Raw genomic sequence first — 13334 nt, 5'->3', positions numbered from 1 at the left:
AATTACAATTCCAAAGCTTTTCTTTCGTCACCATCCATTAGGAATTCTACTGGATTGTCGATTGCTTCTTTCACAGCAACCAAGAAACCTACGGATTCTTTTCCGTCGATGATCCTGTGGTCATAAGACATTGCAACGTACATCATTGGTCTGATCACAACTTGTCCGTCAACAGCAACTGGTCTTTGGATGATGTTGTGCATTCCCAAGATCGCAGATTGTGGCGGGTTGATGATCGGCGTAGATAACATCGATCCAAAAGTTCCACCGTTTGTGATAGTGAATGTTCCACCAGTCATCTCATCAACTGTGATTTTTCCATCTCTTACTTTTAGAGCAAGATCTTTGATGTTAGCTTCAACGCCTCTTAGAGACATATTTTCTGCATTTCTAAGAACTGGCACCATCAAACCTTTCGGTCCTGAAACCGCGATAGAAATATCTGCGAAATCATAGTTGGTTTTGAAATCGCCGTCAATAGATGCGTTCACATCTGGATAAAGCTTCAAAGCTCTGGTTACTGCTTTCGTGAAGAAAGACATAAATCCAAGACCAATCCCGTGTTTTGCAGCGAATTCTTCTTTATATTGTTTTCTGATTCTGAAGATCTCAGACATATCAACCTCGTTGAAAGTCGTCAACATTGCAGTTTCATTTTTCACTGAAACTAATCTTGCAGCGATCTTTCTTCTAAGAACTGAAAGTTTTGTAGTCGATGTTCCTCTGTTTCCACCACTTGCACTTCCCATTGCAGGAACCGAAGCAGTCACAGCGTCATCTTTTGTAATTCTGCCATCTCTGCCAGAACCACTTACCTGACTTGGAGCAATTCCTTTTTCGTCAAGAATCTTCTTAGCAGCAGGAGAAGGCGTTTGAGCAGCGTAAGTTTCAGTTTTTGGAGCCTCAGCTTTTGGAGTTGGTGCTGGTTCTTCTTTTTTCTCTTCCGCTTTAGGCTCTTCTTTTGGTTTCTCTGCAGCTGGCGCAGCGCTACCTTCTGGTTTTGCAGCATCCATATCAATAAGGCAAACCACTTGGCCAACCTGAACCACTTCACCTTCTTCAGCCTTCAAAGTGATGATTCCACTTTGCTCAGCAGGAAGTTCCAAAGTTGCCTTATCAGAATCTACTTCTGCAATTGGCTGATCTTTTTCTACGTAATCACCGTCTTGTACTAACCAAGTCGCAATTTCTACTTCTGTGATAGATTCTCCCGGTGAAGGAACTTTCATTTCTAATATTGACATATTCTTTTTTGTTTTTAATTTCAGAACAATCTGTGAGGATTGTTATTCTTTATAGTTTATTAATTTTATTAAGCTGTAACTGGTCTTTTTACAGGCTCATCGTTACATTGAAAAACAGAATTGATGATTTTCGTCTGGTTTTTCTCAAACATCTTGTGACTTCCTGGCGCTGGCGTTCCGCTGGCAACTGGAGAGATCAACTGGATATTGGTATCACGGAAGTTTCTTAGGATGAAACTCCAAGCTCCCATATTTTCAGGTTCTTCCTGAGCCCAGATCAAGTCTTTTTTGTTATTATATTTATCAAAGATGGCTTGAACTTTTTCAAAATTTAAAGGATAAACTTGCTCAAGTCTTACCAAAGCTACTTTATCATCATTCAATTCTTCTTTCTTAGCAAGTAGATCGTAATATAGCTTACCAGTACAAAGTACCAATCTTTCCACTTTTGCTGGATCTGCTGTTGGATCGTCCAAAATTGGCTGGAAGCTTCCTGTTGCAAGATCTTCTAATGGAGAAACTACTTTTGGATGTCTCAACAATGATTTTGGCGTCATGATCACCAATGGTTTTCTGAATCCGAATTTCATTTGTCTTCTCAGCAAATGGAAATAGTTAGCTGGAGAAGTGATATTTGCAACGATGATATTCTCATTTGCAGCAAGCGTCAGGAATCTCTCCAGTCTAGCAGAAGAGTGTTCTGCACCTTGACCTTCAGATCCGTGAGGCAACATCATTACCAAACCGTCCTGGATTTTCCATTTTTCTTCAGCAGCAACCAAATATTGGTCAACAATGATCTGAGCACCGTTTGTAAAATCACCAAACTGAGCTTCCCAGATTGTCAATGTTTTAGGAGCAGCCATAGCATAACCATAGTCAAATCCTAAAACTCCGTATTCTGAAAGATGTGAATTGTAAACATCAAATCTTTGTTCGTTGATATGTCTTAATGGGATATATTCTTCTTCAGTGTCTTCAGTTTTTACAACTGCGTGACGGTGAGAGAACGTTCCTCTTTCCACATCTTCTCCGGAAAGTCTAACGTTGTATCCTTCCGTAAGAAGTGTTGCATAAGCCAACAACTCTCCTGCTGCCCAATCCAAAGAATTATTTTCCACCATCTTCACTCTGTTTTCGAAAAGACGGGTAATTTTATTAATGAATTTTTTGTCTGCAGGAAGTGTAGAGATTTTAACTGCAAGTTCCTTTAATTTTTCAAGGTCGTAAGTTGTATCGACATTAGAATTTGAAACACAACCTTTTCCACCGATTGGGAAATCTGTCCAGTCGTCTTTCATGAAAACGTCCATTGTATTTCTTTCGATTTCTTTTGAAGCGTCAAAATTCTCATCAAGCAAGGCTTTGAATTCTTTCTCCATTTTGCTCAAAACTTCGTCAGAAACAACATTTTCTTTAATCAAAAGATCTTTGTAGATTTCTCTTGGATTTTGGTGTTTTGAGATTAATTTATAAAGATTTGGCTGAGTAAATCTTGGTTCATCACCTTCGTTATGACCATATTTTCTATATCCTAAAAGATCGATATAAACATCTTTACCAAATTTCGCACGGAAATCTGCAGCGAATCTAATTGCGTGAACTACAGCTTCTACATCATCAGCATTGATGTGCATTACCGGAGAATCTGTCACTTTTGCAATATCTGTACAGTAAACAGAAGATCTTGCATCCGTATAATTGGTGGTAAAAGAAACCTGATTATTCACAACAATGTGAACTGTTCCGCCCGTTTTGTAACCTTCCAGATTCATCATCTGAGCGATTTCATAAACAATACCCTGACCGGCAATAGCACCGTCTCCGTGGATCACGATTGGCAGAACTTTAGAATAATCGTCTTTGTATGTATTATCAACTTTTGCTCTGCAGATTCCTTCTACAAGGGCAGCTACAGTTTCTAAATGCGATGGATTCGGCGTTAAGTTAATTCTAACTTCTTCTCCGTTTGCTGTAGTAATTTTTTTAGAAGAACCCAAGTGGTATTTTACATCACCTGAGAATACATCTTCCTCAAATTCCTTTCCTTCAAATTCTGAAAAGATTTGTTTATAAGACTTCTGGAAAACATTAGTCAAAACATTCAGACGTCCTCTGTGAGCCATTCCAAGCACAACTTCGTCAACGCCTAATTGAGAAGATCTTGTAATCAATTGATCCAAAGCTGGAATCAAAGATTCGCCTCCTTCGAGAGAGAAACGTTTTTGACCTACGAATTTTGTGTGAAGATAATTTTCAAATGCTACCGCTTGGTTTAGTTTGAAAAGAATTTCAGTTTTTTCTTGAGCAGAAAGCGTTGGATGGTTTTCATTAACGTTTACCCACTCCATAATCCACTTCTTCTCCTCTACATTCTGGATGTGCATATATTCCACACCGATAGAATCACAATAGATGTTCTGAAGGTGCGTAATGATTTCCTGCAAAGTCGCAGGTCCAGGCATTCCGGTTTGTGTTGCAGAATTGAATTTCTTATTCAGATCTTCTTTAGACAATCCGAAATTTTCTATATCAAGCGTAGGGAAATAAAATCTTCTTTCTCTTACTGGATTTGTTTTGGTAAAAAGGTGACCTCTAGACCTGTAAGCCTCGATCAGGTTCACTACCTTAAATTCCTTTGAAATATCTTCTGAAACCGCATTATTCGTAACGGCTTGCTGAGCATATTGAACAGGAGCAGAACCAGAAGGCGCTGCAGAAACCGGCTCATCATCGCCATAGTTTTCTAAAGCGAAGTCAAAACCTTGGAAAAAAGACTTCCAAGAAGGTTCAAGAGAATCGGGGTATTTTTGGTATTGCGCATACATATCATCAATTAATTGAGCATGTACAGCATTTAGAAATGAAAATTTATCCATTATTACAGATTATCTGTTAAATTTTATTATTAAATAATTGCCAACAAATTTACTAATTTTTTGTGGATTGGCATATAAAGCGTCTATTTATTACCGTAAATATACATGATATTTATCAGATTTACTAGCGGTAAACTGGCAGAGATAATTTCAGTTTTACATCCTGAACGTCAGTTGGTTCTTCGAGGAACTCTTCCATAAGCTGTCCGTTTCTGAGTGTGTCTTTCTTCGCCTTTTTCAGCAGTTCCTGGACGTTTTTTATCCTGCTGTTATAATTTCCTTGAAAATAGATCACATAAACTTTTGAAGCGTTCAGAGTTTGGAAATTGAAATTATTATCGCTGACGGAGACTCTTTTTGATAAAGGCACGCCATAAAAATATGACATCTCTTTATCTTTGAGATTGGCTGGATTGGTTAGTAAAACCGGCACACCAATTTCATCATCTTTTTTCCCAAGATCAGATTTGACGAAATTCAAGACCTTGTTGTGATTCATCAATACGTTTTTGAAAATGATTTCTTTTGTATTTCTGGTACTTACGTTAACCCCAAGAAGTATTCCGCCTTCCTGATTTTCCACCATCACGCTGTCATATTTGATGGAGGCTAACTGTTGATCTTTGTCCACTTTATTTCCTAAATGTGAAAATAGATTCTTCATACTTTTATCAATATTCTCCACAAAAAAATCTTCTGCTACTAAATTGAGTGATCTTTCCAGATAACTTCTTTTTGGTGTATGAATGTTCCAGATTAATTTGGTCTTATTGCCTGCTGGTATGAATTTCACATCAATCAAATAAGGATTTTCGCTTTCTCCTTCGAAGAGCTGATATCGCAAAGTTCGGTTTGCATTAGAATATCTAATAAACAAATCTCCGAAATCATCATTCGTCTTGTCGGAGAATTTCATCGAGCTGCCTAAGCCTTCATAGGGTGTGAAAAAACTGTAACTGATATCATCTTTTCCACTAAAGAAATCATTCCAGGCAGTGAAGTTCTGTAGATTATTAAACTGAGGAAAAACCTTGTCAACAGGATATGCAATCTCGGAATGATGAACGAAACTTTTGCTTTCATCCACAAAATTCATAGAGATTGAATAGACTCCAAATAAACAGAGAATAATGATGATAATAAATTTGAGAAAACGCATTTGTAAAATAAATTTAGAATGGATAACCGATTGCGAAGTTAATCGTTGGCTGCAAAGGCTTGATTTTATCAATCACCCATTTTTCACCTTCTGGTCTATTTGGATCGTGTATTTTATAAGCCATATCTAATCGTAAATTCACATAGGCTATATTCATCCTGATACCAAAACCACTACCAATACCCATTTGGCTGATAAATTTTTTGAATTTGAACTGATCTCCGAAACCATTATCCTTGAGCCCCCAGATATTCCCCGCATCCGTAAATAATGCTGCCTCGAAAGTATCTGTGAGAGGCAAACGATATTCTACACTTGTCGTAAGTTTCACGTTGTCCATCGCATAAGACCTTACTCTCTCGTCTAACTGAGAATCTGCCGGACCCAATCCTCCGAAAGCGACCCAAGCTCTGATGTCATACGCGCCTCCATTGAAATAAGATCTCACAAAAGGCATCTCGCTGGAGTTACCATAAGGAATTCCGATTCCTACAAACTGTCTAAAAGCGAGAGTATGTGGTTTTGCCCTGTCATTAAAGAATGTAAAATATTTACGGTAATCCAAATCAAACTTAATGAACTGAGAGAAAGGAATTTTGAAGATGGTTTTCGTATTACCATAAACCAGATAGTTTTCTTCTTTTTTGGTAATCATATTAAGGAAATTACCAGCAATCTCAACTTTTCCCGTGAATGAAAATGGATTGACATAATCCTTCTTACCAATCTCATTGTAAGTAAAATTATAAATGATAGAAGAAATAATAACGTCCTGCGTCTGGCGCTCCTTATTGTAAATTGACTGCATATAATTGTACAGCAAACCACTATCGGAAGCCAGAAGATTGGTAATAAAGCCTGTATCTTGTAATACAATTGCAGAAATCTGGTCGTAGGAATATCCTGAGGTAAGAATTTCAGGATGATTTACTGCATACAGATTAAATATATTTTCCCTGTATTCATTGTCAGCCGGGAAGTAATCGTAATATCGGTCCTTGTTCTGGGTAAGGCTTAACTGGGTATTAAACAAGGTCAACCTATGCTGTACTTTTCCATCATTTACATTTGCGTAGTAGCTGAGTCCCGTATTAAAATTGATTCTTCCAAGACCAATGTTGTTTTGAACAGATGCACCAAGATTAAGACTAGTGGTAGGCGAATATCTTTTGGGCACAAGTTTCCAATAATTCTTAAATGGCACCAATAATCTTGGGAACTGTAATGAAGCCTGTGCAGACAATTCGTAAGCATTGAAGAAGGCATTGGGATCTTTTGGATCTTTTGTAGTACCCACAATTCCTGAAAAACTTGTAACTAAATTTTCTGCTCCTCCGAAGACATTCCTTGTTGTAAGATCTACCGATGGAGAAAAACCAAAATTAAGAATCTGAGAATAATGAATATCCGTAGCGTAGCTGAATTCGTACTTTGGAAGCGGCTTCAAAAGATATTCCACATCTATGATACTGTCTCTTTCTGCTGCGGTTCCTTCTTTTCTCAGTTCGTCAGAAGCTTTTAGAATTGTAAAATTATTCATCGCAATCAGATTTCTTCTGGTCAAATCCAAATTTGTCTGCTTGTAGACTTCACCCGGTCGCAGGGTTATTGGCAACCATAGGGCGTTTGCTCTGTATGCGCTGTCTTTTCTGAAGATATTAATGCCTCGGATACTGTCTTTCAACGGAAGTTTGGTATCATTTCCATTTCTCACGACAGAGACTTTTATTTTTCCAATAGTTGCTTTCCGGTATGGTGTATCAGCAGAATCTTTGTGAATAGACATTACTAATGGAACATCTTTCCTACTCTTCAAGGAATCTGCTACGAAATAGATATCCTGGTTGTCATTATTAAATTTATAATAACCTGAATCCTTCATCAGGTCATTAATTCTCGTAATTTCTTTTTCAAGAACAGTCTCATCTAGAATTTGACCTTTTCTCACAAGGCTTTTGTCTAATCGACTTTCGTAAATCCATCTGATGTTGGGATCAGGAATATTGTAATAATAATCTTTTATATAGGTAGGGTCCTTATGAGTAATAATATATTCTACTTCGGCCTTTTTCGCAGCTGAATCTTTATCCACAGTTGTTTTAACTTCCGCATCCCAATAGCCTCGGTTGATCAATCTATTATTGATACTCTTGACACTCTGTTTAGTTTTTGCATCACTGAAGATGACCGGAGCGTTTCCTACTGTATGAAAGAAACGATTCCAGAAAAGATTCTTCCCAACATATTCGGGATGATTGTACTTCACAAATAATGAGTCCCTAAGTTTCTGATTTCTCATCTCACTAGGATAAGTCATATATTCTTTCAGAATCGTATCATATTTGGGATTGGCAGCATTGTAGAACATCAGTCCCAATGGAACAACTACAAGTGTTTTCTTATTTGGTTTTTGCGCCACCATATCTGGTAATTCGTCCGCCAAAACTTTACCATCTGTAAACTCAAATTTGTTTTTTGTAAGAAGAAATTCTCCGTCAGGTACTTTTTTGGTCACATTACATGCATACAAAATCACACTTAAAATTGCGGAGTAATAAAATATATGATATTTTTGAAAATATTTGTTACTATGCTTACGGCTCATACTATAAAGACTATACAATCTCTGGACAAAAAGAAATACAGGCAAAAATACAATTTGTTTTTAGTTGAGGGTAATAAAATTATAAAAGAACTTCCCAACTCTAATTACGAAATTGAAAACCTATATTCCACAGATCCGGAAAATATTATTTTCAAAACGCAGGAAATTCATAAAATCTTGCCCAACGATCTGAAAAAAATAAGTTTTCTACAGCACCCGAAAGATTCTGTGGCCGTTTGTAAAATTCCGGAAAATAAATATTTGAAGGAGGTTTCGATTCAACTAATTTTGGACGGAATTCAGGATCCTGGAAATCTGGGTACGATTATCAGACTGGCAGATTGGTTTGGTATAGAGCAGATCGTCTGCAGCAATGATACCGTGGATATCTATAATCCAAAAGTAATACAGGCAACGATGGGTTCTTTTTTGAGAGTCAATATCTTTTACACAGACCTTGATGACTATCTAAAGGAATATGAATTCCCAATCTTCGGGACAGATATGAATGGGGAAAACATTTATGAGACAAAATTTCCGGAGAAATTTTCTTTGGTTTTCGGAAATGAGGGAAATGGATTAAGACCTTCCACGGAAGATCTTATTTCCACTATGATTACCATCCCAAGATTCGGAAGATCACAGTCCACAGAAAGTCTGAATGTCTCTATGTCTGCCGGAATCATTTTAGGGGAGATATTTTCTAAAAAATAATTTTAGATTAATTTTTCCAGGCTGGATGCTGTTTGGTTTTTCTGATATTCATCCAATTTTTTTCTAATGAATCTCAATGCGTACGGTGCAAGATACACCAATGCCAAACCGACTGCTTTTCTTTTCCAATTTTTATTCATCACACTTTTTTTTGCAAAATTACTTACCAGCGCAACAGTTCCCATTTTGATTGTTGTTTCCAGCAATCCGGACTTAACGCTATCATTTGCCAAATTTAGAACATTTTTTCTGGATGCAGTCTCTTTCATTCCGGAAGAGATTTCTCTCATAATATTTTGAGTATCCAAAGAAAGCGATTTTTCCCCTTCTTCGTTTACCGTTTCTTTCAGGAATTTGTCTGTCAGGCCACTTGTCATTACACTCAGGCTATCCTTTTTACTTTTGAAAGTCAGAATGTCTTCCAACTCTCCTATTTCCTGTTTCAGAAGTCTTTTTTCACTTCTTAGTTCATCAAGATTAGTATATTTAGTTGCCATACGTTTATTTTTTTAAAAAATCAATTACCTGATTTGCGATAGATTTTACAATCAATTTCTTGAGGAAGAAAACAGCAATCATTACTACGAAATAAAATCCGGCTACTATCAAGAATCCATAGCCTGTGCTACCTATCGATTGACCAATTAGGAAAGCAATACCGAAATTAAATAGGATAATAAAGAACGAAAACGCAATTACTACGATTGATAGAAACGCAATAATACCAGCTGATAAAGAAGATTTTTCTGTAAACTGAAGCTTGATCAGATCCAGACGCTTGGTCGTATAATCTTTTATAATATCAATCATAAGAATCTTATTAAATTTAAAATTACACAATTATTTACAAAAAAAGGAATTTAAAAATTAAATTCCTTTTCGAGAAAACTAAATTCTAAGGCTTATTTCAAACCGTCCAATTCAGTTTCTACATCTTTTACTACGTCAGATGTTTTAGAAACAATCTGATCCTTATATTTATCATAACTATCTTTAACAGTAGAAGCAACGTTCTGAGCTGTTTCCTTGAAAGTTGAAGATAAAGAGTTGTATTTGTCTTTCACATTGTGAGAAACTTCAGAATATTTGTCTTTTACAACTTCAGAAGTTTTGCCATATTCGTCAACGGCTTTATCTTTTAGATCGTTAGCTTTATCCTTGATTTTTTTTCTGGTTTCCTTACCTTCTTCAGGTGCATATAGCAATCCTAAAATTACACCAGTTGCTGCTCCTGCTAACAATGCAGCTAATACTGCTGCTGAATTTGATTTTTTTGACATTGTTATTATTTTTAAGTTAATTTAAAATCGATAATGTTGTTTATAAATTTACAACTAAAATGCCAAAGAGAGATTAATGTTCTTAAAATTTTGTTAAAACTTTTTGATATAGGACAAAATTAAGGCAATTGTTTCTTCTTTATTGATATTGGTATTATCAATTAAGATAGCGTCATCAGCTTGTTTCAGAGGAGAAACTTCTCTTTCACTGTCGATTTTGTCTCTTGTAATCAGATTTTGTTTGACCGTTTCTATATCTATATTTTCACCTGCCAATTCAAGTTCCAGGAAGCGTCTTCTGGCACGTTCATCCTGACTTGCTGTCATAAAAAATTTGTAATCTGCATCCGGCAAAACAACTGTCCCGATATCTCTACCGTCCATAATAATTCCACCTTTCTCTGCAATAACGCGTTGGGTTTCCAACAAGAAGTTTCTCACCTCAGCTTCTTTAGCAACCTGGCTTACATTGTCTGAAACCTGTGGAAATCTGATTTCTCTATTAATATTTTTCCCATTAAGAAATAGTTGAAGTTCACCATCAACGTTTTGAAACTCAAGATTGATATCGGGAAGATCAGAAATTAATTTTTCTATATTAATTGATTGGTCATCATTAATACAATTTTGAAGTGCAAAATAAGTAATGCCCCTGTAAAGAGCACCTGTATCCATATGGATGAGGCCTAGATCTTTTGCAATGATTTTAGAAATGGAACTTTTTCCTGTGGATGAAAATCCGTCGATTGCGATAACCGGTTTTTTTGTCATAGCACAAAATTAAAAAATTCTGAGATTTTCACCTTATGAAATTGAAAGATTAAATGAGGAATATTCGAAGAATTAACTGTCGGAGATTTTTCCGGTTTCATAATTCTTTAATTGCTGAATCTTATCTTACCTCCTATTTCCGCCAAGCTGAATCAAATCCATCGTAAGACCAAGCATGTTGACATTTGAAGAATTGTGGTAACGCATGTGAGAATAATCAAAACGGAATGATGAGATCTTCAAACTAAAACCCGCGGACAATCCTGTAAAACTCCTTTGATCTAGAACTGCCAATTCCCCACCTCTTTTTACGTTATATCCAAACCTAATATTGAAAGCCTGTCCAGGGAACAACTCTGCTCCGAAAGACAAATGGTCTAATACTTTCCTTCCAAATTTAGTCGGCTGTCCGTTGATATCTGTTGCAGCTGAAATATTGGGTTGCTGTAGATCGTGGGCTGTGATTGTAAGTGCTGCAGGAAACTCGTCCAAAATCTTCGTATAACCAAGATCTACGCGAAAAGGCAATTTCTCCCGAACACCATTATAAGGCTGCATCTGATAACCAAAATTCCTGAAAACCAATGCTAAAGTTTCATTACTTTGATCAAAATAATAAGTCACACCGGCATTTGCAGTGATCGCAGAAGAGGAATAAGTATCGATTTTTGAAGTAATGTAATTGACATTGGCTCCAATTGTCCAGTTATCTTCGAACTGATAAGCATAACCAAGCCCAACAGAGGCATCCATTGCAGAAAAATCACCATTGATGATAGAGTTCTCATCAGTCCTAGGCATAGATCCATAATCCATATATCTCGCATTGAAGGAAACCAAATGTCCAAACTCCAAATCACGAACGTAGCTGATACTTCCAATTTTTGTATCAGCGAGGTATGAAGCATAGTTTACAGACAGCATATTATCCATATCAATATTCATCAACGCCGGATTGGCTGCTGTAAAATTGACATCATAATCCCGAACAGAAACAGCATCGCCCAGAACCGCTTGTCTTGGAGAGATGGGAATATTCAGAAACTGATAAACGGTGGTTCCCGTTTGAGAAAAAACCACACTAGAAACTACGATAAAAAAGAGATTGTAGAACTTCTTCACACTGTATTTTAGCTTTGCAAAAATAATCTATTTTGATGCGTATCAAAATTTTTGAACGACTATCTTTTTCATTAACGTAATTCTTTTCCTTTCATTATATTTGCACAGTCAAAATTTAAAATAAATTTGAAATATTGAAAATCCAAGTTTCAATTGACCAAGACAAAAAAATAAAAATATAAATGAAATACAAAAGAATCCTTCTGAAACTGAGCGGTGAAGCACTAATGGGAGAACGCCAATACGGCATCGACAACGACAGACTGAGAGAATATGCAGTCGAGATCAAAAAAGTAGTCGACAAAGGTTGTGAAGTCGCAATTGTGATTGGTGGTGGAAATATTTTCAGAGGATTGGCAGGCGCTGCAAAAGGTATGGACCGAGTTCAGGGCGACTATATGGGAATGCTGGCAACTGTGATTAACGGAATGGCTTTGCAAGGTGCTTTGGAAGATGCAGGAATCATTACAAGATTGCAATCTGCTATCGAAATGGACAAAGTGGCTGAACCATTTATCAAAAGAAAGGCTGTTCGTCACCTGGAGAAAGGAAGAGTTGTCATCTTCGGTGCTGGAACTGGAAATCCATATTTCACAACGGATACTGCGGCGACACTTAGAGCCATCGAAATAGATGCAGATGTGATACTAAAAGGAACCAGAGTGGACGGAATCTATGATAGTGATCCTGAGAAAAATGCAGACGCAGTGAAATTCAATAGTCTGTCTTTCGACGAAGTTTTTGAGAAAAACCTCAAAGTGATGGATATGACTGCATTCACTCTAAGCCACGAGAACAAATTGCCAATCATCGTTTTTGATATGAACAAGGAAGGTAACTTGGAAAGATTAATCGACGGCGAAAATATCGGTACACTGGTAAATGTGTAAAAAAGTCAGAGATAGAAGTCAGAAGTCGAAAGTATTTCAACTTTGAATTTTAAATCTCCAACTTTGAATTAATTATATGTGTCAATTATCAAATTTTAAATATACAATGGAAGAATTAGAACTCATTGTAGCCTCCGCAAAGCAAGAGATGGATGCTGCAATCAAGCATTTGGATCATGCGTTCCAAAAGATCAGAGCCGGACGTGCTTCTACATCTATGGTTCAGGACGTGATGGTGGAATATTACGGAGCGCCAACGCCTCTAAGCCAAGTGGCAAACGTGTCTGTAGTGGATGCGATGACGCTTTCTATCCAACCTTGGGACAGAACGGCAATTGGTGCGATCGCAAAAGGAATCGTGAACTCGAACCTTGGATTTGCACCGTCTAACAATGGTGATGTGATCATCATCAACGTTCCGCCTTTGACCGAGGAAAGAAGACGTGAATTGGCGAAACAAGCTAAAGGTGAAACGGATCAAACGAAAGTAACAATTAGAAACGCAAGACAGGAAGGTAACAAGGAACTGAAAAGACTTGATGGAATCGCAGAAGACCTCATCAAAGGTGCTGAGAAAGATATTCAGGACCTGACAGATGCTTACGTGAAAAAGTCTGACGACGCTTACAAAACAAAAGAAGCAGAGATCTTAAAAGTTTAAGTTTCTGTT

General features: G+C 37.0%; 12 protein-coding genes. 3 read left to right on the top strand and 9 right to left on the bottom strand.

The window, feature by feature from the left end; all coding sequences use genetic code 11:
- Positions 1–2 precede the first annotated feature (2 nt).
- The 4 genes from odhB to PQ459_09480 all read right to left on the bottom strand — a co-directional run bounded on the left by odhB (position 3) and on the right by PQ459_09480 (position 7887).
- Positions 3–1244: a 2-oxoglutarate dehydrogenase complex dihydrolipoyllysine-residue succinyltransferase gene (gene odhB, locus PQ459_09495; protein WDF45134.1), complete on the bottom strand. Its 1242-nt coding sequence runs from the start codon at positions 1242–1244 to the stop codon at positions 3–5.
- A 68-nt stretch (positions 1245–1312) separates the two neighbouring features.
- Positions 1313–4123 (bottom strand): 2-oxoglutarate dehydrogenase E1 component, encoded by a 2811-nt coding sequence (locus PQ459_09490; protein WDF45133.1) that lies wholly within the window; start codon positions 4121–4123, stop codon positions 1313–1315.
- A 124-nt stretch (positions 4124–4247) separates the two neighbouring features.
- Entirely contained in the window at positions 4248–5282 is a 1035-nt protein-coding gene (locus PQ459_09485) for a polyketide cyclase (GenBank protein WDF45132.1), read from the bottom strand.
- A 13-nt stretch (positions 5283–5295) separates the two neighbouring features.
- Positions 5296–7887: a BamA/TamA family outer membrane protein gene (locus PQ459_09480; GenBank protein WDF45131.1), complete on the bottom strand. Its 2592-nt coding sequence runs from the start codon at positions 7885–7887 to the stop codon at positions 5296–5298.
- Here PQ459_09480 and PQ459_09475 point away from each other — a divergent pair.
- On the top strand, positions 7873–8601 hold the full coding sequence (locus tag PQ459_09475) for an RNA methyltransferase (protein WDF45130.1): 729 nt from the start codon (positions 7873–7875) through the stop codon (positions 8599–8601). The two genes, PQ459_09480 and PQ459_09475, sit on opposite strands and share 15 nt — an antisense overlap.
- Before the next feature lie 2 nt (positions 8602–8603).
- On the opposite strand, the gene PQ459_09470 is transcribed toward PQ459_09475, so the two are convergent.
- The 5 genes from PQ459_09470 to porQ form a co-directional block, all read right to left on the bottom strand.
- The gene (locus PQ459_09470) at positions 8604–9098 is read right to left on the bottom strand and encodes a phosphoribosyl-ATP pyrophosphatase (GenBank protein WDF45129.1); all 495 of its coding nucleotides are present in this window, start codon (positions 9096–9098) and stop codon (positions 8604–8606) included.
- A 4-nt stretch (positions 9099–9102) separates the two neighbouring features.
- The gene (locus PQ459_09465) at positions 9103–9411 is read right to left on the bottom strand and encodes a hypothetical protein (GenBank protein WDF45128.1); all 309 of its coding nucleotides are present in this window, start codon (positions 9409–9411) and stop codon (positions 9103–9105) included.
- Between the two features lie 92 nt (positions 9412–9503).
- Positions 9504–9881: a YtxH domain-containing protein gene (locus tag PQ459_09460; protein WDF45127.1), complete on the bottom strand. Its 378-nt coding sequence runs from the start codon at positions 9879–9881 to the stop codon at positions 9504–9506.
- Between the two features lie 93 nt (positions 9882–9974).
- Positions 9975–10652, bottom strand: a complete 678-nt coding sequence (cmk, locus tag PQ459_09455) for a (d)CMP kinase (GenBank protein ID WDF45126.1) — start codon at positions 10650–10652, stop codon at positions 9975–9977.
- 126 nt (positions 10653–10778) lie between these two features.
- Positions 10779–11774 (bottom strand): type IX secretion system protein PorQ, encoded by a 996-nt coding sequence (gene porQ / locus PQ459_09450; protein WDF45125.1) that lies wholly within the window; start codon positions 11772–11774, stop codon positions 10779–10781.
- 182 nt (positions 11775–11956) lie between these two features.
- Here porQ and pyrH point away from each other — a divergent pair, with 182 nt between their 5' ends.
- Both pyrH and frr read left to right on the top strand, forming a co-directional pair.
- Positions 11957–12664, top strand: a complete 708-nt coding sequence (gene pyrH / locus PQ459_09445; protein WDF45124.1) for a UMP kinase — start codon at positions 11957–11959, stop codon at positions 12662–12664.
- Positions 12665–12770: 106 nt separating this feature from the next.
- Positions 12771–13325 (top strand): ribosome recycling factor, encoded by a 555-nt coding sequence (frr, locus tag PQ459_09440; protein WDF45123.1) that lies wholly within the window; start codon positions 12771–12773, stop codon positions 13323–13325.
- The last annotated feature ends 9 nt before the right edge of the window (positions 13326–13334 follow it).

This window comes from Chryseobacterium sp. KACC 21268 (assembly GCA_028736075.1).
Classification (GTDB): domain Bacteria; phylum Bacteroidota; class Bacteroidia; order Flavobacteriales; family Weeksellaceae; genus Epilithonimonas.
This window is presented reverse-complemented; position numbering and strand designations above follow the sequence as displayed.

Coding starts and splice junctions, on each gene's coding strand:
- pyrH (WDF45124.1), top strand. CDS start 11,957: ATGAAATACAAAAGAATCCTTCTGAAACTGAGCGGTGAAGCACTAATG.
- odhB (WDF45134.1), bottom strand. CDS start 1,244: ATGTCAATATTAGAAATGAAAGTTCCTTCACCGGGAGAATCTATCACA.
- PQ459_09485 (WDF45132.1), bottom strand. CDS start 5,282: ATGCGTTTTCTCAAATTTATTATCATCATTATTCTCTGTTTATTTGGA.
- PQ459_09475 (WDF45130.1), top strand. CDS start 7,873: ATGCTTACGGCTCATACTATAAAGACTATACAATCTCTGGACAAAAAG.
- PQ459_09470 (WDF45129.1), bottom strand. CDS start 9,098: ATGGCAACTAAATATACTAATCTTGATGAACTAAGAAGTGAAAAAAGA.
- PQ459_09480 (WDF45131.1), bottom strand. CDS start 7,887: ATGAGCCGTAAGCATAGTAACAAATATTTTCAAAAATATCATATATTT.
- cmk (WDF45126.1), bottom strand. CDS start 10,652: ATGACAAAAAAACCGGTTATCGCAATCGACGGATTTTCATCCACAGGA.
- frr (WDF45123.1), top strand. CDS start 12,771: ATGGAAGAATTAGAACTCATTGTAGCCTCCGCAAAGCAAGAGATGGAT.
- PQ459_09460 (WDF45127.1), bottom strand. CDS start 9,881: ATGTCAAAAAAATCAAATTCAGCAGCAGTATTAGCTGCATTGTTAGCA.
- PQ459_09490 (WDF45133.1), bottom strand. CDS start 4,123: ATGGATAAATTTTCATTTCTAAATGCTGTACATGCTCAATTAATTGAT.
- PQ459_09465 (WDF45128.1), bottom strand. CDS start 9,411: ATGATTGATATTATAAAAGATTATACGACCAAGCGTCTGGATCTGATC.